This window comes from Dactylosporangium sp. CA-092794, assembly GCF_050948465.1.
Lineage (GTDB): Bacteria > Actinomycetota > Actinomycetes > Mycobacteriales > Micromonosporaceae > Dactylosporangium.
This window is the reverse complement of the sequence record NZ_CP192044.1, coordinates 4,850,352-4,874,554: the sequence shown is the minus strand read 5'-3', so window position 1 is coordinate 4,874,554 and position 24,203 is coordinate 4,850,352. Positions and strand designations below refer to the sequence as shown.

The window sequence follows — 24,203 nt, the reverse complement described above, 5'->3', positions numbered from 1 at the left end:
CGCCCCGGGCGGCGCGGGGGCGCCGCCCGGGCCACGGATCGTCAGGCGACGGTGTTGCGCCAGGCGCGGCCGCTGCGCTCGATGAGGCGGTTGGCGTCGGTCGGGCCCCAGGAGGCGGCCTCGTAGGTCGGGATCGGGCTGGTGTCGCCGGCCCAGCGCTCGATGATCGGGTCGACGATGCGCCAGCACTGCTCGACCTCGTCGGAGCGGATGAACAGCGTCGTGTCGCCGATCAGGGCGTCGAGGAGCAGGCGCTCGTAGGCCTCCGGCGACTCCTCGCGGAAGGTCTTGTCGTAGGAGAAGTCCATGCTCGCCGAGCGGACCCGGAACGAGTGGCCGGGGACCTTGGCGCCGAAGCGCAGGGCGATGCCCTCGTCGGGCTGGATGCGCAGGATCAGCGCGTCGGGCTGCAGCTCGGTCAGCTGGGAGTCGGGGATCGGCAGGTGCGGCGGGCGCTGGAACTGCAGGGCGACCTCGGTGACCCGGCTGGGCAGGCGCTTGCCGGTGCGCACGTAGAACGGGACGCCGGCCCACCGCCAGTTGTCCACGTCCAGGCGCAGGGCGGCATACGTCTCGGTGCGCGACAGCGGGTCGACACCCGGCTCCTCGCGGTAGCCTGGCATGAGCTCCTCGCGGCTACCGCCGCGGGTGTACTGGCCGCGGACGGCGATGTCGTCGATGTCGCGGCCGCGGGGCAGGCGGATGGCCTGCAGCAGCTTCACCTTCTCGTTGCGCACCGCCTCGGCGGCGAAGGACGCCGGGGGCTCCATGAGGGCCAGCGCGAGGACCTGCAGCACGTGGTTCTGCACGATGTCGCGCATCGCGCCGGCGTGCTCGTAGAAGCTGCCGCGGGTGCCGACGCCGAGGGTCTCGGCCACGGTGATCTGCACGTGGTCGACCCAGGTGCGGTTCCAGATCGGCTGGAAGATCGAGTTGGCGAAGCGCAGGGCGAGCACGTTCTGGACGGTGTCCTTGCCCAGGTAGTGGTCGATGCGGAAGACCTGCGTCTCGTCGAAGGCCGCGTGCACCGTCTGGTCGAGCTCCTTGGCGCTGCGCTCGTCGTGACCATATGGCTTCTCGATGACCAGGCGGGCGAAGGAGCCGTCGCGGGCCTGGTTGAGCCCGGCGCCGGCGAGGCCGTTGACGACCAGCGGGAAGGCCTCGGCCGGGGTCGACAGGTAGAAGATCCGGTTGCCGGCGGTGCCCCGCTGCTCGTCGAGCTCGTCGAGCAGGGCGGCGAGGTTCTTGTAGGTCTCGGGATCGTCGTAGCCGCCGGCGATGTAGCGGACCGCGCCGGTCAGCTGCGGCATGCCGGACAGGCCACGGTCGCCGAGGACGTTGCGGATGAACTGCTCGTCGTCCATCGGCGTGCGGGCGACACCGACGACCGCGAAGCGCTCGGTCAGCCGGTTGTGCCGGGCCAGGCTCTCGATGGCGGGGATCAGCTTCCGGCGGGTCAGGTCGCCGGAGGCGCCGAAGATGACCACCGTCGCCGGTGGGGCGTGCCGGTTGTCGGATTCGTGGAGGACCGCGTCGCTGGACATTGTTCTGGAGTGCCTCTCCGTCGGACTGCCGCCGTGGACATTACGAGTCAACGGCAACGGGCAGCAACGATTCCGAAACGTGACCGGCGTCTCTGCACGGCCCCAGGCAAGCCTAGGCGGTGCGCCCGGGTTCCCCGAGGGTGCTAACGTGTAGTAGCCAGAAGAAATCGGAGAGTAGTCGAATCGCTAGAACGGGGTACGCGATGTCGATCACACCGGTAGCAGCGGCCGCACCGGCCCCGCTGACCACGGCCACCACCACGAGCGCCACCACGGCGACCACGCCCGGCACGCCGACCGCGCGGGACACGCAGGAGCGGCTGCAGCAGGAGCGGCTCGACCAGCAGCGCATCGAGGACCAGCGGCTGGCCCAGCAGCGCATCGACGACCAGCGGCGGGTCGACCAGCAGGACTCCGCGCGCCAGCAGGACCAGCTGCGGCAGCGGCGGCTGGACGACCAGGCCGCCCAGGAGCAGCAGCGCCTCGACGACCAGCAGCGCATCCAGCAGCAGCGGGACCTGGAGGACCAGCTGCGGCAGCGGGCCGAGGACGCGCGGGCCAATTTTGACGCGGTACAGCAGCAAAGACTGCAAACTACTAGTCTGTTCCCCGGCCGTTTGGACGTCTATCTCTAGGCTCCGCACGCGGTACGTTGTTCGCTCAGGGGGTGCTGACCCCCAGGAGCAGGGAGCGTGTCCGGGGTGGAGCTGTCGGTCAGCGTGCTGGGCCACCTGACCGCCACCCTGCGCGGCGAGCCCGTCGACCTCGGCGGCCGGCGCCAGCGCGCGGTCCTCGCCGTCCTGGTGCTCAACCGCGGCGACATCGTGCCCACCGACCGGCTCATCGACTGCGTGTGGGGCGACCGCCCCCCGGCCAGCGCCGCCGGCGCCCTGCAGGCCTACGTCTCCCACCTGCGCCGCCGCCTCGAGCCGGGCGGCACGGCCCGGGCCCGCGACAAGGTCATCGCCAGCCGCCCGCCCGGCTACGCGGTCGCCCTCGACCCGGACGCGGTCGACGCCTGGCGCTTCGACGCGATGGTCCAGCAGGCCTTGCGCCTGCAGCGGTACCCGGAGCAGCGCGACCTGCTCGCCCGGGCGCTCGGGCTGTGGCAGGGCCCGGCGTATGCGGAGTACGCCGACGAGCCCTGGGCGCAGGCCGAGGCGGCCCGGCTGGGCGAGCTGCGCGAGGTGGCCCGGGAGGAGGTCCTGGCGGCGCGGCTGGCCCTGGGTGAGAGCGCGGTGCTGGTGCCGGAGCTCGAGGCGCTCGTCGCCGACCAGCCGCTGCGGGAGAAACGGTGGCGGCTGCTGGTCGTGGCCCTGTACCGCGCCCACCGCCAGGGCGACGCCCTCGGCGCGCTGCGGCGGGCCCGGCAGACGCTGTCGGAGCAGCTGGGCGTCGACCCCGGCCCGGCCCTGCGCCAACTGGAGGCCGAGGTCCTGGCCCAGGCCCCTTCTCTGGACGCGCCGCCCCCGACCACGGCATCGGCCCAAGTCACGAAAAGTCCGGCGCAAGCGCCGGACTTTTCGGACATATCATCATTTAGCGGGATGGCTCCTGCGGCAACCGATTCCGCGACCGAAGCGACCGAAGCGGCTGCGGCGGCTACGGCGGCGGCGGCCCGTGGGGAGGGTGCGCAGGGCGCGGCGGCCGCCGCCTGGCCGAGCCCCGTCGGCGATGCCGGTGCGCCGCAGGGCGGCGCGCGGCAAAGGCACGCGGGCGCGACCGGCGCAGCGCAACGCGAGGCACGGCCATGGCCGGCGGCCGGCGCCGGACAAGTCGAGGCCGGCCCGGGCCAAGGAGGCACGTGGCCAGGACCGGTGGCCGGGGCCGGACAAGTCGAGGCCGGCCCGGGGCAAGCAGGCACGTGGCCAGGACCGGTGGCCGGGGCCGGTGCGGGACGAGGTGGCGCGCGGCCAGGGCCAGCCGCCGGGGCCGGTGCGGGACGAGGTGGCGCGTGGCCGGGGCCGGCGGGTGGAACGGGCGCCGGGGCGCGGGGCGGGGCTGCCGGGAGTACCACATCGGGAAACGCGGAAACGCGGGGACCGCAAGCCGGGCGCGGGCGCGACCACCTCGTGGATCGGGAGCGGGAGGTCGCCGCGCTGCGCGACGCCGCCGCCGAGGCGTTCGCCGGGGGCGCACGGCTGGTGATGATCGAAGGCCCGGCCGGCATCGGCAAGAGCCGGCTGCTCACCGAGGCCCGCCGCATCGCCGACGAGCACGGCGCGCTCGGGCTCACCGCGCGCGGCAGCCAGCTGGAGAAGGAGTTCGGCTTCGGCGCGGCCCGGCAGCTGTTCGAGGCGCTGCTGACCGACCCGGAGGCCCGCGGGCGGCTGCTGTCCGGCGCCGCCGCGTCCGCGACCGCGGTGTTCGACCTGACGTCGGAGCCGCAGGCGCCGGGCGACCACACGTTCGCGGCGCTGCACGGGCTCTACTGGCTGACCACGAACGCCGCCGCCGCGGGGCCCCTCGCGATCGTGGTCGACGACCTGCAGTGGTGCGACACGGGGTCATTGCGATTTCTGGCGTACCTCGCCCGCCGGCTCGAGGGGCTGCCCGTGCTGGTGGTCGCCACGCTGCGCACCGGCGAGCAATACGAGGACGAGGCGCTGCTCGCCGAGCTGCAGCTCGACCCGGCCACCACCGCGGTGCGGCCCGGCCCGCTGAGCCTGGCCGGGGTGGGCGATCTGGTCCGGGCGGAGCTGGAAGGCGAGGCCGAGGACGTGTTCATCGCCGCCTGCCACCGCACCACGTCGGGCAATCCCCTGCTGCTGCGCCAGCTGCTGCGGGCGCTGGAGTCCAGCGGGGTGCGCCCGACCGCCGCGCACGCCGGCACGGTGACCGCGATCGGCTCGCGGGCCGTGTCCAGCATGGTGCTCATCCGGCTGCGGCGGATGCCGGCGTCCGGCATCGCGGTCGCGCGGGCCATCGCGGTGCTCGGCGACGGCGCCGGGCTGCCGACCATCGCGGCGCTCGCCCAGGTCGACGAGCCCGAGGCGGCGCTGGCCGTCGCCGCGCTCGCGCGGGCCGAGGTGGTTCGCCACGAGTACCCCATCGGCTTCGTGCATCCGCTGGTGCGCGACGCGGTGTATCAGGATCTGCCCCCGGGCGAGCGGCAGCTGCAGCACGAGCGGGCCGCCCGGGTGCTCGCCGGCGCCGCCCCCGAGCAGATCGCCGCGCACCTGCTGCAGATACCGGAGCGGGGCGACCCGTGGGTGGTCGAGGTGCTGCGCGCCGCGGCCGACACCGCGCAACGGCGGGGCGCGCCGGACGGGGCCGCCACGTACCTGCGCCGGGCCCTGGCCGAGCCGCCCGAGCCGCGGCTGCGCCCGGCCGTCCTGCTCGCGCTGGGGCAGGTGGAGACGCTGCGCGACGGGCGGGCAGCGATCGCGCACCTGCGGGAGGCGTACGACGACCCGTGGACCGACCCGGCGACGTTCGCCGGCGTCGCCCGGATGCTCATCCACACGCTGATCTTCGCCGGGCCGGAGGGCAACGCCCCGGCGTTCGCCCGGCGGGCCTCGGCGCGGCTGGCGGCGGAGTTCGTCGACGAGCGGATGGCGATGACCGCGCTGGAGCGGATCGCGGCGTACATGTACAGCGGCGAGGCGTACGTCGCCGGCGACCTCGACACCGAGATCACCGGCGACGGGCTGGGCGCGCGGATGCTCGCCGCCTGCCGGGGCTGGGAGCTGCTCGCCCGCGGCCGGCAGCGGGAGGAGGCGATCCGGCTCGCCACGTTCGCGCTGGAGAACGGGTCGCTGCTGGACGGCGACCCGGGCCTGTTCTGGGTCATCGCGGGCGTGGTGCTGGAGGACACCGACGTCGACGCCGGCACGCTGTGGGACGACGCGCTCGCCCAGGGCCACACCCGCGGCTCGCTGTTCACCGTCCTCGCCGCGCAGCTGTGGATGGGCTGGCGGGACTGGCAGCGCGGCGACCTGCCGGAGGCGGTGCAGCACCTGGTCGCCGCCAACGAGCAGAGCCTGGCCTGGGGCGGGGTGCCGGCGCTGGGCATCTCCTACGGCGAGGCGTTCCTCATCCGGGTGCTGGTCGACCAGGGGCGGCTCGCCGACGCGCGGGCGTTCGTCGACGCCAACGTGCACCGGCCGCGGGTCGGCGACGGGATCCGGCTGGTCAACCAGGCCCACGCGTACCTACTCATGGCCGAGGGCCGCCACGCCGAGGCGCTCGCGCTGCTGCCGGCGGCGCCGCCCGCGGGCAACCCGCAGTGGTTCGAGGAGCGCGGCCTGCGGGCGGTGGCGCTGGCCGGGCTCGGCCGGACCGCGGAGGCGGTCGCGGCGGCGGAGGACGACCTCGCGCACATGCGCGCGTGGGGCGCCCGGCGCGCGGTGGGCCGCGCGCTGCGGATCGCGGGCGAGATCGCCGGCGACGCGGACCGGCTGCGCGAGGCGGTCGACCTGCTCGCGGCCACCACGGCCCGGCTGGAGCACACCCGGGCGCTGTTCGCCCTGGGCCGGGTGGTCGACGACCCGGCCGACCGGCTCCGCGAGGCGCTCAAGCTGGCCGAGGAGTGCGGCGCGCTGGGGCTGCGGGCGCAGATCGCGGCCGCGCTGATCGCCCTCGGCGAGGACGTTCCGGCCGAGCCACCGGTACAGCTGACCACCGGCGAGCGGCGCATGCTCGCCCTGGCCGAGGGCGGCGCCGACGAGCGGGAGATCGCGCAGGCGCTGTTCCTCACCCCGCACACGGTCCGTGACGCCCTCGCGGCGATCCGCCGCAAACAGGCGGCTGGCTGACAGTTCGGCTCACGTGGCGCTCAGGTCGGCCGCAAGAGCGGCCCAACCGGTGCCCGGCACGGTGTTCCCAGCACCGATCAACCACTGGGAGAACAATCGTGACGACGATAGCCAACTCGCTGCGCGGCCTCTGCGGCGGCGCGATCCACCTGCCCGGCGACCCCGGGTACGACACCGCCCGCCTGCCCTGGAACGTGGCGGTCGACCAGCGCCCGGCCGCCGTGGCCTACCCGGCCGACGCCGCCGAGGCGGCCGAGGTGATCCGGGCCGCCGCCGCGGCCGGGCTGCGGGTCGCCCCGCAGGGCACCGGCCACAACGCGGGCCCGCTCGGCCCGCTCGACGACGTGGTCCTGCTGCGCACCTCGGCGATGACCGGGGTCACCGTCGACCCGGTCGCCCGTACCGCCCGCGCCGAGGCCGGCACGCTCTGGATCGACGTCGTCGAGCAGGCCACCCCGCACGGCCTCACCGCACTGCACGGCTCCTCCCCCGACGTCGGCGTGGTCGGCTACTCCCTCGGCGGCGGCATCGGCTGGTACGCCCGCCAGCACGGCATGCAGACCAACAGCGTGACCGCGTTCGAGCTGATCACCGCCGACGGGGAGCTGGCGCGGGCGAGCGAGGATTCGCAGCCGGACCTGTTCTGGGCGCTGCGCGGCGGCGGCGGCAACTTCGGTCTGGTCACCGCGGTCGAGTTCGGCCTCTTCCCGATCGCCCAGGCGCACGCCGGCTGGCTGGTCTGGGACTGGCGGGCGGCGGAGCGGGTGGTGCCGGTGTGGCTCGAGTGGGCCGCGACCGCGCCCGACCACGTGACCACCGCGCTGCGGCTGCTGCAGCTGCCGCCGATCCCGCAGATCCCCGAGCCGATGCGCGGCCGGCAGCTGCTCGTGATCGACGGCGCGGTGCTCGGCGACCCGGCGGTGCTCGCCCCGCTGCGCGCGCTCCGGCCGGAGCTGGACACGTTCGCCGACGTGCCGGCCGCGTCGCTGGTCCGCCTGCACATGGACCCCGAGGGCCCCAGCCCGGCGATCGGCCGGTCCGCCCTGCTCGGCGACCTGGACGCCGCGGCGGTCGACGCGCTGCTGGCCGCGGCCGGCCCCGACGCGGGCAGCTCGCTGCTGCTCGCCGCGGAGCTGCGCCAGCTCGGCGGGGCGCTGGGCCGCCGGGCGCCGCGGCACGGCGCGCTGCCCCGCCTGGACGGCGCCTACGCGCTGTTCACCTGCGGCATCGTGCCCGGGCCGGAGGCCGCCGCGGCCGCGCTGGCCGACACCGAGCGGGTCGTCGGGGCGATGCGGCCCTGGTCGAACGGGCGGGAGTACCTCAACTTCGCCGAGACGAAGGTCGACGCCGCGCGGGCGTTCGAGCCGGAGACGCTGTCCCGGCTGCGCCGGATCCGGGCCGCGGTGGACCCGGCGGGCCGCTTCGTCGCCAATCACGTCATCTGATGGCCGTGGGCTGGCATCCTTCTCGCGGGGTGCCAGCCATGACCGTCGTCTACGGTCCGCACATGACCACGGCGGTGAAGCCCCTCCTTGGCCGCAGGCGCCCCATTCCGGCGCACGTCGCGGTCTACGCGTTCGTCATCATTCCGTTCCTGGCGCTGCTGGCCGCCGTCCCGATCGCCTGGGGCTGGGGGCTGGCCTGGCTCGACATCATCCTGGCGGCGGTCTTCTACGTCGTGACGTGTCTCGGGGCGACGGTCGGTTTCCATCGGTACTTCACACACGGCGCCTTCAAGGCCAAGCGCGCGCTGCGCATCGGGCTCGCCGTGGTGGGCAGCATGGCGGTGCAGGGCCCGATCCTGCACTGGGTCGCCGATCACCGCCGCCACCACGCGTTCTCCGACAAGGAGGGCGACCCGCATTCGCCGTGGCTGTTCGGCACGTCGCCGGTGGCCCTGGTGCGCGGCTTCTGGCACGCCCACCTGGGCTGGATCCTGGAGCGGGACCTGTCCAACCAGGAGCGCTTCGCCCCCGACCTGCTCGCCGACCGCGACATCCGCGTCGTGCACCGCCTGTTCGGCCCGCTCACGATCGTGACGCTGGCCGCACCGGCCCTGCTCGGCGGCCTGATCAGCTGGTCCTGGCAGGGCGCGCTGACCGCGTTCTTCTGGGCCGGCCTGGTCCGGGTCACCGCCCTGCATCACGTGACCTGGTCGGTGAACTCGGTCTGCCACATGATCGGCGACCGCCCGTTCGCCGCCCGCGACCGCTCCGCGAACTTCTGGCCGCTGGCCGTCCTGAGCATGGGCGAGTCCTGGCACAACCTGCACCACGCCGACCCGACCTGCGCCCGCCACGGCGTGCTCCGCGGCCAGATCGACATCTCGGCCAGAACGATCTGGCTCTTCGAGCGCCTCGGCTGGGCCTGGGACGTGCGCTGGCCCACGAAGGACCGCCTGGCCCGCATCACCGTCCAGGCCGCCTGACTTCGACGCGCTCGTCATCGGCCGATGCCGCCCGCGCCCGCGCGCGACGGGGCCACGCAACGGCCTGGGCCCGTGGTAGCGTCTGCTCTCCTTCACCCCAGGAGAGCAGATGGTCGACCAGCTTGTCGGGGCGGATCAATCCGTTACCGGCGCGCCGGTGGTGGCGGTTCGTGGCCGGCTTCGCAGCTACCTGCCTGACATCGCGTGGCTCGGTGCGGTGTTCGGCGCATTCTTCGCGGTCAATGATCTGTCGATGTGGATGACCGCACCGTATTGGCAGGACGAGGCCTGGGTGGCGCTGTCCACCCGGGTGCCGCTCAGCGACCTGCCGCAGATCACGTCGTCGACGCCGCTCGGCTGGTCGCTGCTGCTGCGCCTGGTTGCGGACCCCGGCAGCTTCCGCCTGGTGCCGCTGGCGTTCGCGCTGATCGCCGTGGTCGCGGCGTATGCCCTGGGCCGGCTCCTGCCGTGGCGCACCCGGGTCGAATCGATGCTGGCCGGCGCGGCGTGCGCCGGTGCGGTGGTGCTGCTGCCCGCCCAGCAGCTTCGGCACGACCTCAAGCAGTACACCGCGGATGCGGCGGTGACGCTGGCGTTGCTCGCGGCGACGGCCTGGCTCGAGCGGAGTTGGTCCCGGCGGCGGGTGGCGGCCGTCGCCGCCCTTGCCCCGGTCGCGTTCCTGGTGAGTCAGGCCACGTTGATCGTCGCGGTGGCGACGTTCGCGGGCCTCATGGTCGGCGCCGCCGCGCGCCGTGATCGGCGCCGGTTCATCGAGGCGACGGTGGCCGGCGCGGCGAGCGGTCTCGCCCTGCTGATCCTGTTCCTCGTCCTGGTCGAGCCCAACCGCAACGAGACCCTGCGCCACTACTGGGACGACTTCTATCCGTCACCGTCCCAGCTGCCCGGCTACCTCGGCTCCCACCTGCGCCCGCTGGGGCCGTCGGCCGGCTTTCGCCACCTGGCCATCCCGGTTTTCGCCGTCCTCGGCGTCGCCGCGCTCCTCGTGAAGCGGCGCGTGGCGACAATGGCGGCGTTCGTGGGAATCCCGGCGCTGCTGGTCGCGCTCGGGGTGGCGCGGACGTATCCGTTGCTGGACCAGCGCACCTCGTATTTCCTCTTCGCGGCCGGCGCCGCATTGGCCGGGATCGGCGTGCTGGGTGCCGCGACCTACCTCGCGAGGTTCGTCCCGCGCGGGTCCCGGCCGGTCTGGCGGATCGCCTGCTCGGCCGCGCTGGCGTTGGTCGCGCTGGGTGCGTTCGCGGTGGACAACCGGGCGTGGTATCGCTTTGACGGGCTCGACTCGCGGGTGCCGGATTCGTCGCCGATCGCGCTGACCGACGTTCGCAGCCAGGTGCGCTGGGTCGACGCTCACCGCGCTCCGGGCGACGTGGTCATCGTCTCCGTCTCGGCCATCCACGGCTATGCCTTCTACCACGACGACAAGCCCATGGCGTGGCAGCCGTCGGCGGCGGACACGGGCTGGTCGCCGATCATCGGGGACGAGAACGTCGTCGTGGTCGGGGCGCACAGCGCCCCCGCGATCCAGAACGCGGTCGACCGGGCCGTCGCCCGGGCCCGCAGCAACGGTCCGGACGCGCGCCTGCTGCTGATCCGCACGTGGTGGTGGGGCGAGAAGGACGCCTGGACCGCCTCACTACGGCCCTACGCCGTGAACTATCCCTACACCGGCACGGATCCCGTCGCGGTCGTCACGAACCTCTGAGCGATCCCCGCCTACGAGTCAGCGATCTTGCTCAGCAGCACACAGGCGCGGGCGATCGCGTCCTGATCCTCGGGGCTGAGCGCGTCGAGGTGGGCGTCCAGCCAGGCGTTGCGCTGGGTGCGGGTGGCGAGGGCGAGCGCGGCGCCTTCGGGTGTGGTGCTGAACAGCACCTTCCGGCGGTCGTGCGGATCGGGAGTGCGGATCGCGTAGCCGGCCGAGGTGAGCCGGTTCACGCTCTGACTCATCGACGCGGGGGCGACGTGGTCGTGGTCGCTGAGCTGTGTCAGCGTCTGCGGGCCGTACTTGTGCAGCCGGACGAGGACGTCGAGCGCCGTGTCTCCGAGGCCGCCCTCCGGGCGTTCGCTGCGGAACCGGCGGTAGAGCCGCCCCACCGCTGATCGCACTTGACCGCCGAGCCCAGTGCCGGGGTCCGCACCGGTTGCATCCGTCTCCACGGGTACTTAGTATACCTAAAGGCAAGTCCTTAGTATACCTAAGGAGTACCCCATGGCATCAACGCTCGCGACCGGCCAGGCGAGCGTGGGGACCAAACCCTTCTCCTGGCGGTTCACCACCCCGCTGTTCATCGGGTCCGCGCTGAACCCGATCAACAGCTCCATGATCGCTACCGCGCTCGTGCCGATCGCGGCCGGTCTGCACGTCTCGGTGGGCCAGACCGCGTCCCTGGTGACCGCGCTGTATCTGGCCAGCGCGATCGCCCAGCCCACGGCCGGGAAGGTGGCGGAGGTCTTCGGCGCCCGCCGCGTCTTCCTCGCCGGGATCGTCCTGGTGCTGCTCGGCGGCGTCCTCGGCGGGGCGGCGCGGAGCCTCCTCATGCTGCTGATCGCCCGGGTCCTGATCGGCCTGGGCACCTCCTGCGCCTACCCGTCGGCGATGATGCTCATCCAGCGCCGGGCCGCGGCGGCCGGGATGGAGAAGCCGCCCGGCGGCGTGCTCGGCGGTCTGCAGATCGCCGGCATCGCCACCGCCTCCCTCGGCCTGCCCATCGGCGGCGTGCTGGTCCAGGCGGCCGGATGGCGGTGGGTGTTCCTCGTCAACGTGCCCGTGGCACTCATCGCCCTGGCCGCGGCGCTGATCTGGATCTCCCGCGACCCCGCACAGCAGGCACCGAGAACCGCCCGCGAGGTCATCGCCCGCATCGACCTGACCGGGATCATCGGCTTCGCCCTGGCGATGACCGCACTGCTGGCGTTCCTGTTCTCGCTCCCCGAACCGAACTGGATCATCCTCGCGGCGGCCGTGATCCTGTTCGCCGCCCTGATCCTCTGGGAGCTACGCGCCGCGCACCCGTTCGTCGACATGCGGCTGCTCGCCCGCAACGGCGCGCTGACCCGCACCTACGTCCGGTACGCCCTGGTCGCGCTGTGCGTGTACGTCGTGCTGTACGGCATCACCCAGTGGCTGGAGGCGGGACGCGGGACGTCCGCCCTCGGCGCCGGCCTGCTCCTGCTGCCGATGAGCGTGATCTCCGGCGTTGTCGTCGCACCGATCTCCAGGCGCAACCTGGTCCGCGGCCCCGTCATCGTCGCCGCCCTGGCCGGCCTGCTCGGCTCCGCCGGCGTGCTGTTCCTGGCCTCGGACACCAACATCGCCTGGATCGTGCTGACCACCCTGGTCTTCGGCGTCGCACTCGGCACCGCGGCCAGCGGCAACCAGATCGCCCTCTACACCCAGGCCCCGCCCGAGCAGCTCGGCGTCGCGTCCGGCCTGTTCCGCACCTTCGGCTCCGTCGGCTCCATCGCCTCCTCCGCCATCACCGGCATCGTCTTCCACGACCGCGTCAGCGACCGCGGCGTCCACCTCATCGCCCTGATCATGATCGGCCTCAGCATCGTCGCCGTGGCCCTCTCGGTCTTCGACCGCAGGCTCCGCAACCCCGGCCTCCCCACCCGCCAGGCATAGAGCGAAGGAACCACGACCATGCCCGCAAACCCCCTCGGCCGCGCACTGCGCAACCGGCGCGCCGGACACCACACGCTCGTCTGGGCGCGCCCCGACCTGCAAGCACCCGAGACCTTCACCCTCACCAGCCCGGCCTTCGACCACGGCGCCCCCATCCCCGAGCGGCACCGCGGCCGGCTCTTCGGGCCGAACATCTCACCCGCCCTCGCCTGGACAACGCCGCCGGCCGGCACCGCGGAGCTCGTGCTCATCGTCCAGGATCCCGACGTACCCCTCGGGAAACCCGCCACCCATGCGCTCACGCTCGGCATCGACCCATCGCTGCGCGGCATCCCCGAGAACGGCCTCACCGACCCCAGCCCGATCCGCGGGCTCAAACACGGCAAAGGCCCCCTCGGCCGCCGCGGCTGGGCCGGCCCGATGCCCGTGCGCTCGCACGGACCGCACTCCTACGTCTTCCAGCTCTTCGCCCTGGACTCCCGGCCCGACCTGCCCGCAAAGTTCACCCTCGCCGACGCGCTGCACGCCATGGCCGGCCACGTCATCGCCCGCGCCCGCCTCGACGGCACCTACGAGATCCGGTAACCGCGCTTGACCCGCAGCCAGGTGACCCCGATCGCGGGGTGGGTGCAGGAGAGGCTGACCGCTCGGCGCGACGGCGGCCGGTCCGAGCGGCGATACGCCGGCGGGTCAGTGCGGGGAGTCCGACGAGCCGGCCGGGATGATCCGGGCGTCCGGGCCGGGGAAGACCAGACCCTCGTGGCCGTCGTGCCAGCGGACCGTGTACGGCGGCGTGTGGTCGTCGCGGCGGACCTGGGTGATCACGCCCTCGCGGCGGACGTCGCCCACGTGGGTGCCCTCGACGATCAGGCGGTCTCCGACGTTCGCGTGCATCATTGCCCCTCCTCGTGCGCACGGGCGGACCCATCAAGGATGCCCGTACAACGGGCGAAAGGGACACAACACTCGAGGGTGATCAGGGCAGCCGGGCGGCGATCCCGTCGAGCAGCATGTCCAGGCCCAGGTCGAACTGCTCGTCCGGCGGGCCGGGGGCGGGAGCGGAAAGCCAGCTCGTCAGCAGCGGGAGGGCGCCGTCGGCGGCGGCCAGGTCGCGGATCGTGGCGAAGGCGCCGGGCTCGGCGAGCCGCTCGAAGCGGGCCTCCTGGGCCTCCTGCAGGCCGCTGCCGATGATGTGCCGGTCCAGCAGCGCGGCGAAGGTGAGCGCCCGGGCGACCGGAATGCCGCGGGTGGTCAGCACGCGCAGCATGATCTCAAGGCGGTGCATCGCGTGCGGGCCGGCCGGCGGGCGGGTGTGGACCAGCTCGGCGTACCACGGATGGCGCTTGGTCATCGCCCGGGTGGCGGCGGCGATCGCGCGCAGGTCGTCACGCCAGCCGGCACCGGGCGCGGCCGGCACCGGGACCTCGGCGACCGCCGCGTCGAGCATGAGGTCGACCAGGCCGTCCTTGCCGTGGACGTACCGATACAGGGCCATCGGCGTGTAGGGCCCCAGCCGGGCGGCGACCGCCTTCATGGTCAGCGCCGCCGGGCCGCCCTCGTCGGCCAGGGCGATCGCGGCGGCCACGACCTCCTCGCGGCCGAGGCGGCGCTGGCGGGCCGGCGGGGCCGGCAGGGCCCAGACGGGTGGCGAACTCGGCGGCATCAGCCAACTATACGTGGTACACCTAAGTATATGAGCGAAACTTTCCGGCTGGGCGTGGTGCGCGGGATCAGCTACGGGCTCTTCGGGCCGCCCGGCGAGTTCGTGCCGCAGGCCCGGGCACTCGGGGCCGGGCTGGTCCGGGCCTACCTCTACTGGTCGCAGATCGAGCCGGAGCCCGGCCGGTTCGTCTGGGACGCCGCCGACGCGCTGCTGGACCAGGTCGGCGGCGACACCGAGCTGTGGCTGACCGTCTGCTCCAGCTCGCCGTGGGCGACCCGGCAGGCCACCACCTTCCTGCCGCCCTCGCCGGCCCGCGACGTGGCCGACTACGCGCGGTTCGCCGGGCGGCTGGCCGAGCACTGCCGGGGACGCGTGCGGTACCTCCAGTGCGACAACGAGCCCAGCAACACCGGCCTGCTGTGGGCCGGGACCGCCGCGGAATACGTCGCGCAGCTGCGCGCCCTGCACGCCGCGGTCCGGGCCGCCGACCCGGGCGCGCTCGTGGTGCTCGGCGGATGCGGGTACGACGTGCTCAGCAGCCCGCCGGGCAGCGAGCCGCGGGCGTTCTTCGACCACGTGCTCGACGCCGGCCGGGACGCCTTCGACGTGTTCGACGTGCACCTCTACGGGCCGCCCGAGCTGGTCCCGGACTACGTCGAGCAGGCCCGGGCGATGATGCGCGCGCACGGCTACGAGCGGCCGGTGCTGGCCGGAGAGCACTCCGGGCCGACCCTGTTCGAGTTCCCCGAGCTCATGGGCGCGCTCGCGGAGCCGTCCGGCGACGCCGCCGACCTGGTTGAGCTGGCCGGGCAGGACACGCCCGAGCGGCGGGCGATGGCCGCCCTCTACGCGCGCATCGACCAGCTGCCGCCGCGGCTGCAGATGTTCATGGACGGCTGCCCCGCCGGGCTGGCCGCCAAGCGCGACCGGATCGCCTGCCGCCAGCTGGTGGTGCGCACCGTGCTGGCGCTGAGCGGCGGGGTGACCCGCCTCGCCTACTGGAACCTGGCGCCCGAGGTGGCCGGATACCACGATAAGTACCAGATGATGGATCTGCTCTTCGGCCGGCTGCCGCTGATGGGCTTCGACGCCGGCGGCGGGCTGACCCGACGGCACCCGGCCGCCGAGACGTTCGCGCTCCTCGCCCGCGAGCTGGCCGGGGCGACCGCGGTCGAGCGGCGCGGGCCGGGGTTCCTCGTGCGGCGGCCGGAGCGCGGGCCGCTGTGGGTGGTGTGGGCGCCCGGCGACACCTTCGACGGCGAGGACCGGGCGGCGGTGGACGTGGCCCTGCCGTGGGACCGGGCGGCCGCGGCGGCGGTGGACGCCTTCGGCGGCCCGGTCCCGGTGCGGGTGCGCGACGGCGCGGCCCACGTGGCCGCGACCGTCACGCCCGTGTTCGTCAGTACCTGATGGTGACCGTCGCCGTGCCGAGGACCGCCGGCAGCTTCGACAGGTCGACCTTGAGCAGCTCGCCGTCGTCGACCACGCCGCTGGCGTCCAGGGTCTTCTGGTGCACCAGGAACTTGCCCGAGGTCGCCGACTTCACCGGCGCGCACGCGGTGGTGTCGGACAGGCCCGAGGCCTCGCACGCGGCCTCGTCCTGGCCCAGCAGGTGGTCCATGCCGAAGTCGCTGTCGTTGGCGAGGTACAGCGTCTTGCCGCCGTCGGCGACCGTGACGCCTTCGATCTTGTCGTGGCTGAAGAACGCGCCCGACGGGTCGAGCTGGTTGAGTGTGGTGCCGATCTCGAGGTACGGCGCCTTGCCCACCGGCGTGATGCCGGCCTGGGCGAGCAGCTGCTGGGCCTTGGCGGTCGGGGCGTCGCCGACGTAGGCGTCGATCGACTTCGCCCCGACGGTGGTGCCCTTGACGTCGGTGGCGCCGGTCAGGTCGATCTCGTAGACGTTCTTGGCCGTGGCCTGGCCGGGCTCGCCCTGGTTGCCGTCGCGCTCGTCGACGAGGAACTTCGTGTCGGACAGCGCGGTGATCTCGCTGACCGCGCCGGCCGTGGTGCCCGGGTTGGTGAGCAGGTAGAGGTACTCGTGGATGGCCTTCGTGCGCAGGTCGACGGTCACGATCCGCACCGGGGCGACGTTGGCCGGCTTGACCGTCTTGCCCTTCGCGTCGAGGCCGTAGTCGGGCACCGTGAGCGCGGACTGCATGATGCCGACGAGCGTCCTGCCGTCGGGCGTGACGGTGAGGCCCTCCATGCCCTTGTTCTTGGTGCGCAGCGTGAGCTCGACCGGCAGCGGGTGAGCGGTGTCGACGTTGTGGCCGGACTCGGCGCCCCACGGCGAGAGCCGCTCGATCTCCTTGCCGTTGCGGTCGAAGTGCGTGATGAACGGGCCGTACTCGTCGGAGACCCAGAACGTGCCGTCGGGCAGGGCGGCCAGGCCCTCGGAGTCGTAGCCGTAGCGGGGGTCGAGCGTCACGGCCGGCGTGGTGCCGGGCACGGTGTAGGGCTTGGCCGGGTCGATGGAGGTGCCGTAGAGGTCCTCGGTCTTCTCGGCGCTCGCGGCGTTCTTGGTCACCGGGTTCGGCAGGCCGTTGTACGGCGTGCCGTCGGGCGCGCGCAGCCCGATCGTGCGCTGCAGCACGGCCTTGCCGCCGGTCAGCTGGAAGACGCCGATCTGCGGGTTGAAGGTCGGCTGGGTGAAGACCTTCACGCCGGCCGGGCCGAGGTCGTCGGCGTTGGGGCCGCGGTCGGTGACGCCGTAGAACCAGCCCGGCCTGCCCGGCACGCCCACGAACGACGAGCCGTAGCCGCCGCCGGAGATCAGCGCGGTGGTACCGTCCGCTCCCTCCAGGCCGCCGAGCGACGGGATCTTGTCCCCGCCTGGCACGGCGCCCTTGTAGAGCGTGACGGCGTCGGTGGCGGTGTAGGTGAAGTGCACCGTGCCGTGGCTGCCCTTGGCCGCCGGGGTGAAGCTGTAGGAGCCGTCGGCGCCGACCGTCAGGCTGCCCGCGGCCGGGGTGTCGAGGCCGCCGTGGCGCACGACCGCGGTCGCGCCGCGGTCGTTGGACAGGACGTTGCCCGACGCGCCGCCGCGGTCGTCGTTCACCGCGAACGGGTGCGGCTGACCGGCCCACCATCCGAAGGGGTCGGCCCAGGCGGTGCCGGAGGCTAAGAGAACGACGACCGTCGTGCTGCCGATGAATAATGCCCGCTTGCGGGCGACGTGGTTCAGGTGCATGCCCGCAACCAATCGCCGGCGGGTGAACGGTGGGTGATCACCGCGTGATCGGAGGATGTGAACGCCGCTACGGGGGCGGGGCGGTCGAGGAGCGCACGACCAGCCGCGTCGCGAGCTGGACGTGCAAGGAGTCCGGGGTCTCGCCGCGGGCCAGGGTGTGCAAGGTGCGCATCGCGACCCGGCCCATGTCGGCGATCGGCTGGTGGACGGTGGTCAGCGGCGGCGAGGACCACTGGGCCGGCTCGACGTCGTCGAAGCCGACGATCGACAGCTCCTGCGGCACCCGGCGGCCCAGCCGGCGGGCGGCCTCGAAGACGCCGAACGCGGCGCCGTCGCAGGCGGCGAAGATCGCGGTCGGCGGGTCGGGCAGGCACAGCAGATCCAGGGCCATCCGGCAGCCCGCGTCGGGGGTGAAGCCGCCGTGCACGACGAGCGCCGGGTCGGCCTCGATGCCCGCCATCTCCAAGGCGTTGCGGTACCCGTGCAGGCGCTCCCGCGACGCGGCGATGTCGGCCGGCAGCCCGGCGAAGCCGATCCGCCGGTGGCCCAGCGCCACGAGGTGCTCGGTGGCCTGGGTGCCGCCGGCGAAGTTGGTGGAGGCGACGCTGGCCAGGCCGGCGCCGAGCGGGCCGGTCAGGTCGACCGAGACCAGCGCCAGGCCGAGCTCCTCGACGGTGCGCACCTGGCCGGCGGTGAGGGCGAGGGAGACGACGATGACGCCGAGGCGGTGGCGGGCGGCGGCCCGGCCGAGCCAGGCGTCGCTGAGCGGCGTGGCGGTGCCGCCGCCGCGGTCGAGCACGTCGACGGAGACCTCGACGCCCAGGCCGCGGGCCGCCGTCAGGATGCCGTTGAGGACCTGCAGGGAGTACATGCTCACCATGGAGTCGAAGACGACCTCGACGACGGCGTCGGCCTGCGGCTCGCGGGGGCCGGTGCTGGGCACGTAGCCGAGGGCGCTGATCGTCTCCTCGACCCGGCGGCGGGTGCGCGGGTCGACGTTGGGCCGGCCGTTGAGCACCTTCGACGCGGTCGCCTTCGACACGCCGGCGGCCTGCGCCACGTCCTCGAGGGTCACGCGCTCGGGCATGCGCTCTCCTGAAACAGTTTCATCGCGTTGACAGCAAACGTACGGTACCCATACCGTCGTAATCAACCGAAACACGACGAAAAAGTTTCCGACGCGAGGGCGACGACCGTGACGACTGTGACCGAGAGACTCCCGTATCAGGACGCGGCACTGCCGGTCGGGGAGCGCGTCGAAGACCTGGTCGGGCGGATGACCCTCGCCGAGAAGGCCGGCCAGATGCTGCAGCTGGACGCCCGGCTCGACCTCGCCGACGCGGTGCTGGGCAAGGCGGCCGGCTCGCTGCTGCACGCCTCCCCGGCCCGCATCCGCGAGGCGATGGCCATGGTGGAGACGACCCGGCTGCGCATCCCGCTGCTCATGGCCGACGACTGCATCCACGGCCACGCGTTCTGGCCGGGCGCCACGGTGTTCCCCAGCCAGCTCGGCATGGCCTGCACCTGGGACCCGGAGCTGATCGAGCGGGCCGCCCGGGCGGCCGCGATCGAGATCTCCACCACCGGCATCCACTGGACCTTCTCGCCGGTGCTGTGCGTGGCCCGCGACCTGCGGTGGGGCCGGGTCGACGAGACGTTCGGCGAGGACCCTTACCTCATCGGGGAGCTCGGGGCGGCGATGATCCGGGGGTACCAGGGCGGCGGTTTGCACGACACGACCGCGGTGCTGGCCACCGCCAAGCACTTCGCCGGCTACTCCGAGACGCAGGGCGGGCGCGACGCGAGCGAGGCGGACCTGACCCCGCGCAAGCTGCGCTCCTGGTTCCTGCCGCCGTTCGAGCGCGCCGTGCAGGCCGGCTGCGCCACCTTCATGCTCGGCTACCAGGCCATCGACGGCGTGCCGGTGACCGCCAACCGCTGGCTGCTCGACGGCGTGCTCAAGCAGGAGTGGGGCTTCCCCGGCACGCTCGTCACCGACTGGGACAACGTCGGGCGGATGGTGTGGGAGCAGCACGTCTGCGCCGACGACGTGGAGGCCGCGGTCGTCGCCGTCGAGGCCGGCAACGACCTGATCATGACCACCCCGCAGTTCTTCGCCGCCGCGCAGCGGGCCGTCGCCGAGGGCCGCCTCGCCGAGGCGAAGATCGATGCGGCGGTACGTCGCATTCTCCGCCTCAAGTTCGAGCTCGGCCTGTTCGAGAACCCGCGCGGCGCCGACCCGCAGCGCCAGGCCGCGGTCATCGGCAGCGCCGCCCACACCGAGCTCAACCTGCAGGTCGCCCGCCGCTCGCTGGTGCTGCTGCGCAACGACGGCACGCTGCCGCTGCCGGCCTCGGTGCGGCGCATCGCGGTCGTCGGCCCCAACGCCGACGACCCGCACGCCCAGCTCGGCGACTGGGCCGGCGCCTCCGGTCAGGTCGACTGGATGCCCGACGGCCACCCGCGGGAGACGGTCAGCACGGTCCTCGACGGCCTGCGCGCCCTTGCCCCGCAGGGCTGGGAGGTCGGCTACGCCCGGGGCGCGCAGATCGGCAGCCTGCAGCCCGACCCGGCCGGCGCCCACTTCCCCGACGGCCAGCCGCGCCCGCCGCTGTTCCGCGCCGCCGGGGCGGACCCGGCCGGGATCGCCGAGGCGGTCGCCCTGGCCGAGGCCAGCGACGTGGTGGTCGCGGTCCTCGGCGACAACGTGGCCCTGACCGGCGAGGGCAAGTCCACGGCGACGCTGGACCTGCAGGGCGGCCAGGCGGCGCTGCTCGACGCGCTGGTCGCCACCGGCAAGCCGGTCGTCGTGGTCCTGGTCCAGGGCAAGCCCTCGACCCTGCCCGCCTCGGCGGAGCGCGCCGCCGCGATCGTCGCCGCGTTCAACCCCGGCATGCAGGGCGGCCGGGCCGTGGCCGAGCTGCTGCTGGGCCTGATCGAGCCGAGCGGCCGCCTGCCGATCTCCTTCGCCCGGCACGCCGGCCAGCTGCCGGTGTACTACAACCAGATCCGCGGCCAGCACGGCAACCGCTACGCCGACCTGACCCAGGAGCCGCTGTTCGCCTTCGGCGAGGGCCTGTCGTACTCCGCGGTGCGGTACTCGGACCTGCGCATCGACAATCCGGAGGTGCCGGCCGACGGCACGATCCGCGCCCGGGTCACGCTCACCAACACCGGCAGCCGGCCGTCGATCGAGACGATTCAGGTGTACGTCAGCGACCTGGTCACCAGCGTCACCTGGGCCGAGCGGGAGCTGAAGGCGTTCCGGCAGGTGACCGTCGCCGCCGGCGAGCGCACCGAGGTCGAGCTGACCCTCCCGGCCGCGGCCTGCACCCTGGTCGCCGCCGACGCCCGCCGCGTGGTCGAGCCGGGCCGCTTCGACCTGCTGGTCGGCCGCAGCTCCCGCCCCGCGGACCTGCTCCGCGCCGCCTTCTCGATCGCCTAGTTGTTAGGAAAGGGTCCACATCGCCAGCACCGCGGTGACCAGCATCGCCGTCATCCCGTGCACGGCCCGGCGGACGTCGTTGTGCTTGGCGAGGGCGATCACCGCCATCGCCCCGGCCATGCTCCACGCCTCGGCACACATCTCGTCCGCCCCGGCCCGCGGCAGCACCACCCCGCGGGCGAACCGGTCGGCGACGGTCGGAAACGCGAACCGGTTCTCCTCCGGCGGCGGCGTGAGCCGGGGCCGCACCGCCCGCAGCAGCGCCACACCGGTGGCGACCGTCGCCGCCGAGAACACGACGAGCACGCCGACCGCCGCGACCAGCCGCCAGTCCCAGTGCCCGGCCCGGATCAGTCCCGGCAGGTCCGCACCGGCCCGGGTACTGACGAACGCCGCCAGCCCGGCATAGACGGCGATGAGCATGCCGGCCTTGCTGTCGGCATGCTGCGTCGCCGACTGAAACGACCCGACGGTGTCGACCGCCACTTGCAGCTCGAGGAACGCCTGCTCACCCGGGTTCGCCGGGCTACCGGTGAAAAACGTCATAGCGCCCAGAGAACCAGCTTTCCCGATCCCGGATCCCATCATTTGAGGGCGTTCGCACGGCCCTGTCGGCAACCCGCCGTCCTCCGCGGCTCCGCACCGGTCCGGTCGGCGACACCGGACGCATCCTCGCGCACGAGACCTCAGCCGCGCACCGACACCTTGGTGAGCTGCTCGGAGACCTCCCAGAGACGGCGCGCCTGCTCGGGGTCGCGGGCCGCTTTCGAGGGCTGCACCGGTTTGGGCGCGCCATACATCTGCAGGACGCCGGGCCCCACGTAGGTGCCGCCGGGGATGTCGCCCGTAGCTGCGTACAGGGTCGGCCGCGCGCCGGCCTCCGCCGACGTCGCGACCAGAGGAGTGCTCAGTCGCATGATCGTGTGCATGAAGCCGCGCGCGTCCGACAGCGCGCCGGTCGCCGACCACCCGGGGTGCGCGGCGGTGGCGAGGACCGCCGAGCCCGCCGCCGTGAGCCGTCGCTGCAGTTCGAAGGTGAACAACAGCACGGCGAGCTTCGACTCGTTGTAGGCGCGGGAAGCGTTGTAGCGCCTGCGTTCCCAGTTCGGATCGTCGAGGTCGAGGCGGGCGGCCTGGAAGGCGGAGGAGATCGAGACGACGCGGCCGGTGAGGTGCTCACGCAGGAGCTGCGTCAGGGCGAAGTGACCGAGGTGGTTGACGCCGAACTGCGCCTCGAACCCGTCCTTGGTGCGGGTCAGCTCAGGCGGGTAGATAGCGGCGGCATTGTTGACCAGCAAGGAGATTTCGCCCTGCCAGTCGTCGGCGAAGCGCCGGACGGAAGCGAGGTCGGCGAGATCGAGCGCGCGAACCTCCGTCCGTCCGGGCAGTTCCGCGGCGACGGCTCGCCCTTTGTCGACGTGGCGCACCGCGAGCACGACCCGGGCCCCGGCGGCGGCGAGCGCTCGCGCGGTCTCGCGCCCGAGGCCGCCGCTGGCACCGGTGACGATCGCGGTTCTGCCGGCGAGATCAGGAATTTCGATGGCGTGGGATTCGCTCACGCCGCCAATCTAGCCCGTACCACCACGGCAACCTGAGCGCCGCGCTGCCCGACGCGGTATCGACGTTCATCCGCGGCACCGCCGCTGGCCGAGCGCGCCCAGCCGTCTCAGAGGGCTGCCCCCCGGTGTCAGTCTCGGCGGGTGCGCTTCGCCTGAGTGACCGTTCGGCGGGCGTCGCGCCAGGCGACAAAGGCGGTCCGCATCCGCGGTAAGGAGATGGATTCGCCTCGCCGTCGGGCGCCGAGCCGGTCGATCAGCCAGGTCGGGGCGTGCGCCTGCTTGATGGCTTGCGTCTTGGTGAGCAGTTCGCCGTTCCTGAGTGCGTGGCGGCCTCGGGCCATAGACGAAAGGCTCAGTTCGGCGATGGTGGGGTCCAGCCATAGCCATGGACGCCGAGCGGCCCAGGCCCAGTAACCGGTGAGTTCGGCGCGGGCCGCCGCGCGTATGTCGTCGGCCGAGACTTGGGGGAAGACGTCGCGCGGCGAGCGCCCAAGGACTGCGTATCCGTGTCGCACCAGCTCTGCTCTGGTGATCCCGGAAAGGATGCGGTGAACGAGTTGGCCGTGAGTCCACGTCGGATGCCGCATCTCGATCTGGGAGATCATCGCGGCGTCGACGTATACGCAGCCGACATTGAAGCCCGCGCCGCTGCCGCCGTCGAGGCGACGATGGATCGCGGCGAGCGCGGCCTGCCGACCGGCGTCAACGGGCCCGTCAACCAGCGCGACGAGATCGAGGTCGCTGATCCGGGGTATGTAGTCGCCGGTGGCCAACGACCCTGCCACCATGAAGTCGCTGACCCACCCGAGCCCGTTCAGCTCAATGCCGAGGTCTCGAACGGCAGCGGGTGACGTCGCCATGGTGGCGAGTGTAAGGATCAGCCGCAGCAGCCACGCTCAGCTGTTGTCGGCGATCACGTCCCACCCGTCGGGCGCCGCACCGCGGGGCGCGGTGCAGGGACCGGAAGTCTCCGGGATCATGGCAAACCCGGTGTGCGGCCACCGCGGGCAGCATGATCACGGAGACATATGTCCGGCCCCGCCGCGCGGATCGGGGTCGGCGTCGATGATCGCTGGTGCCGCGCCGGTGGCCGCCGTGGGGGTCAGCGGGAAGGCCGGCGGCCGATGCTGGTGTAGGTCAGGTAGCAGTACACCATCGTCTCCGGGTCGAGCATGGCCGCGCGGACCAGGTCCAGCTGCTCCGGCGTGACGCCGCGGGCGACCAGCGCGTCGCGCAGCTGGTAGGAGTTGCTGACGTGCAGCAGGTTGGCGGCCGTACCGCCGGGCCACAAGCGGTTGTGCACCTCGGTCTCGATGTCGACCAGGCCGGCGGCGCGCAGGGACAGCGGGGCGCGGTGGGCCCAGCCGAGGTCCGCGCCGTTGCTCTCCAGGATGCCCAGCAGCGCCTCCTGGAAGACGCCGAACGCGGCGGTGGCGGCCTCGTTCGGGGCGTGCAGCAGCACGTCGTGCCGGGTGGTGTCCCAGTCCGACGTCACCAGCAGGCCGCCCGGCTTCAGGGTGGCGACCAGCCGGCGGATCACCTCGTCGCGGTCGGTCAGGTGCAGCAGGAGCAGGCGGGCGTGGATGAGGTCGAAGTGGTCGGCGGGCAGCTCGGTGGTGCGCACGTCGCCCTGCTGGACCGTGACGTTGCCCGCCGCGGGGATGTGCTGCGGGTCGAGGTCCAGGCTGGTGACGTGGCCGCCGGGGCCGACCCGGCCGGCCAGCCAGTGGGTGACCGTGCCGGCGCCGGGGCCGATGTCCAGGCAGCGCCAGCCGGCGGTGACGCCGGTGCGGGCGAGCACGCCGGTCGAGTGCTCGTCGAGGATGCCGGCGAGGAGCCGCAGCTGCTCGTCGCCCTCGCGGGCGGCGTTGTCGAACGAGTACTGCGATGTTGCGGGTCCGGTCGTGGTGATGCTCATGGTGCCTCCCGGTTGCTGGATTCGTACCCGCTGCTGGGGATCGAAGCCTA

Annotated in this window: 19 protein-coding genes and 1 pseudogene; 10 read left to right on the top strand and 10 right to left on the bottom strand. The window is 73.3% G+C overall.

Annotation, left to right across the window (positions count from 1 at the left end; all coding sequences use genetic code 11):
• Window positions 1-41 precede the first annotated feature (41 nt).
• Entirely contained in the window at window positions 42-1,544 is a 1,503-nt protein-coding gene (gene zwf, locus ACQPXD_RS21010) for a glucose-6-phosphate dehydrogenase (protein ID WP_432840989.1), read from the bottom strand.
• Between the two features lie 203 nt (window positions 1,545-1,747).
• Here zwf and ACQPXD_RS21005 point away from each other — a divergent pair, with 203 nt between their 5' ends.
• The 6 genes and pseudogenes from ACQPXD_RS21005 (at window position 1,748) to ACQPXD_RS20980 (ending at window position 10,452) form a co-directional block, all read left to right on the top strand.
• Window positions 1,748-2,179 (top strand): hypothetical protein, encoded by a 432-nt coding sequence (locus ACQPXD_RS21005; protein WP_432840987.1) that lies wholly within the window; start codon window positions 1,748-1,750, stop codon window positions 2,177-2,179.
• A gap of 57 nt (window positions 2,180-2,236) precedes the next feature.
• Window positions 2,237-2,923: pseudogene (locus ACQPXD_RS21000) on the top strand (AfsR/SARP family transcriptional regulator); the annotation flags it as partial.
• 693 nt (window positions 2,924-3,616) lie between these two features.
• Window positions 3,617-6,301, top strand: a complete 2,685-nt coding sequence (locus ACQPXD_RS20995; RefSeq protein WP_432843914.1) for an ATP-binding protein — start codon at window positions 3,617-3,619, stop codon at window positions 6,299-6,301.
• Window positions 6,302-6,399: 98 nt separating this feature from the next.
• Window positions 6,400-7,746: an FAD-binding oxidoreductase gene (locus ACQPXD_RS20990; RefSeq protein ID WP_432840985.1), complete on the top strand. Its 1,347-nt coding sequence runs from the start codon at window positions 6,400-6,402 to the stop codon at window positions 7,744-7,746.
• A gap of 38 nt (window positions 7,747-7,784) precedes the next feature.
• Complete coding sequence (locus ACQPXD_RS20985) at window positions 7,785-8,729, top strand: acyl-CoA desaturase (RefSeq protein WP_432840983.1); 945 nt, start codon at window positions 7,785-7,787, stop codon at window positions 8,727-8,729.
• A gap of 109 nt (window positions 8,730-8,838) precedes the next feature.
• Entirely contained in the window at window positions 8,839-10,452 is a 1,614-nt protein-coding gene (locus ACQPXD_RS20980) for a hypothetical protein (protein ID WP_432840981.1), read from the top strand.
• Window positions 10,453-10,463: 11 nt separating this feature from the next.
• Here ACQPXD_RS20980 and ACQPXD_RS20975 read toward each other — a convergent pair whose 3' ends face one another.
• The gene (locus tag ACQPXD_RS20975; RefSeq protein ID WP_432840979.1) at window positions 10,464-10,856 is read right to left on the bottom strand and encodes a MarR family winged helix-turn-helix transcriptional regulator; all 393 of its coding nucleotides are present in this window, start codon (window positions 10,854-10,856) and stop codon (window positions 10,464-10,466) included.
• Window positions 10,857-10,959: 103 nt separating this feature from the next.
• On the opposite strand from ACQPXD_RS20975, the gene ACQPXD_RS20970 reads away from it, so the two are divergent.
• Together ACQPXD_RS20970 and ACQPXD_RS20965 are read left to right on the top strand one after the other, a co-directional pair.
• Window positions 10,960-12,375 carry an MFS transporter gene (locus ACQPXD_RS20970; RefSeq protein ID WP_432840977.1) on the top strand — a complete coding sequence of 472 codons (1,416 nt, stop codon included), beginning with the start codon at window positions 10,960-10,962 and terminating at the stop codon, window positions 12,373-12,375.
• A gap of 18 nt (window positions 12,376-12,393) precedes the next feature.
• Window positions 12,394-12,960, top strand: a complete 567-nt coding sequence (locus ACQPXD_RS20965) for a YbhB/YbcL family Raf kinase inhibitor-like protein (RefSeq protein ID WP_432840975.1) — start codon at window positions 12,394-12,396, stop codon at window positions 12,958-12,960.
• Between the two features lie 105 nt (window positions 12,961-13,065).
• Here ACQPXD_RS20965 and ACQPXD_RS20960 read toward each other — a convergent pair whose 3' ends face one another.
• Window positions 13,066-13,272, bottom strand: a complete 207-nt coding sequence (locus tag ACQPXD_RS20960; protein WP_432840973.1) for a DUF1918 domain-containing protein — start codon at window positions 13,270-13,272, stop codon at window positions 13,066-13,068.
• Window positions 13,273-13,351: 79 nt separating this feature from the next.
• Window positions 13,352-14,038: a TetR/AcrR family transcriptional regulator C-terminal domain-containing protein gene (locus ACQPXD_RS20955; protein ID WP_432840971.1), complete on the bottom strand. Its 687-nt coding sequence runs from the start codon at window positions 14,036-14,038 to the stop codon at window positions 13,352-13,354.
• A 30-nt stretch (window positions 14,039-14,068) separates the two neighbouring features.
• Between ACQPXD_RS20955 and ACQPXD_RS20950 the strand changes: the two genes are divergently transcribed.
• The gene (locus ACQPXD_RS20950; protein WP_432840969.1) at window positions 14,069-15,448 is read left to right on the top strand and encodes a hypothetical protein; all 1,380 of its coding nucleotides are present in this window, start codon (window positions 14,069-14,071) and stop codon (window positions 15,446-15,448) included.
• On the opposite strand, the gene ACQPXD_RS20945 is transcribed toward ACQPXD_RS20950, so the two are convergent.
• A complete protein-coding gene (locus ACQPXD_RS20945) occupies window positions 15,438-17,231 on the bottom strand; it encodes an esterase-like activity of phytase family protein (RefSeq protein WP_432840967.1) in 1,794 nt (597 codons plus the stop codon). The genes ACQPXD_RS20950 and ACQPXD_RS20945 overlap by 11 nt on opposite strands.
• A 67-nt stretch (window positions 17,232-17,298) precedes the next feature.
• Window positions 17,299-18,318 carry a LacI family DNA-binding transcriptional regulator gene (locus ACQPXD_RS20940; protein WP_432840965.1) on the bottom strand — a complete coding sequence of 340 codons (1,020 nt, stop codon included), beginning with the start codon at window positions 18,316-18,318 and terminating at the stop codon, window positions 17,299-17,301.
• 117 nt (window positions 18,319-18,435) lie between these two features.
• On the opposite strand from ACQPXD_RS20940, the gene ACQPXD_RS20935 reads away from it, so the two are divergent.
• Window positions 18,436-20,676, top strand: coding sequence for a glycoside hydrolase family 3 N-terminal domain-containing protein (locus ACQPXD_RS20935; protein ID WP_432840963.1), 2,241 nt, complete (start codon window positions 18,436-18,438; stop codon window positions 20,674-20,676).
• Between the two features lie 3 nt (window positions 20,677-20,679).
• Here the strand turns inward: ACQPXD_RS20935 and ACQPXD_RS20930 are convergent, their stop codons facing one another.
• From ACQPXD_RS20930 to ACQPXD_RS20915, 4 genes are all read right to left on the bottom strand, one after another.
• The gene (locus tag ACQPXD_RS20930; RefSeq protein WP_432840961.1) at window positions 20,680-21,222 is read right to left on the bottom strand and encodes a hypothetical protein; all 543 of its coding nucleotides are present in this window, start codon (window positions 21,220-21,222) and stop codon (window positions 20,680-20,682) included.
• A 140-nt stretch (window positions 21,223-21,362) separates the two neighbouring features.
• Window positions 21,363-22,235 (bottom strand): oxidoreductase, encoded by an 873-nt coding sequence (locus ACQPXD_RS20925; protein ID WP_432840959.1) that lies wholly within the window; start codon window positions 22,233-22,235, stop codon window positions 21,363-21,365.
• Window positions 22,236-22,363: 128 nt separating this feature from the next.
• Window positions 22,364-23,095: a hypothetical protein gene (locus tag ACQPXD_RS20920; RefSeq protein ID WP_432840957.1), complete on the bottom strand. Its 732-nt coding sequence runs from the start codon at window positions 23,093-23,095 to the stop codon at window positions 22,364-22,366.
• A 242-nt stretch (window positions 23,096-23,337) separates the two neighbouring features.
• On the bottom strand, window positions 23,338-24,153 hold the full coding sequence (locus tag ACQPXD_RS20915) for a class I SAM-dependent methyltransferase (protein WP_432840955.1): 816 nt from the start codon (window positions 24,151-24,153) through the stop codon (window positions 23,338-23,340).
• Window positions 24,154-24,203: the final 50 nt, after the last annotated feature.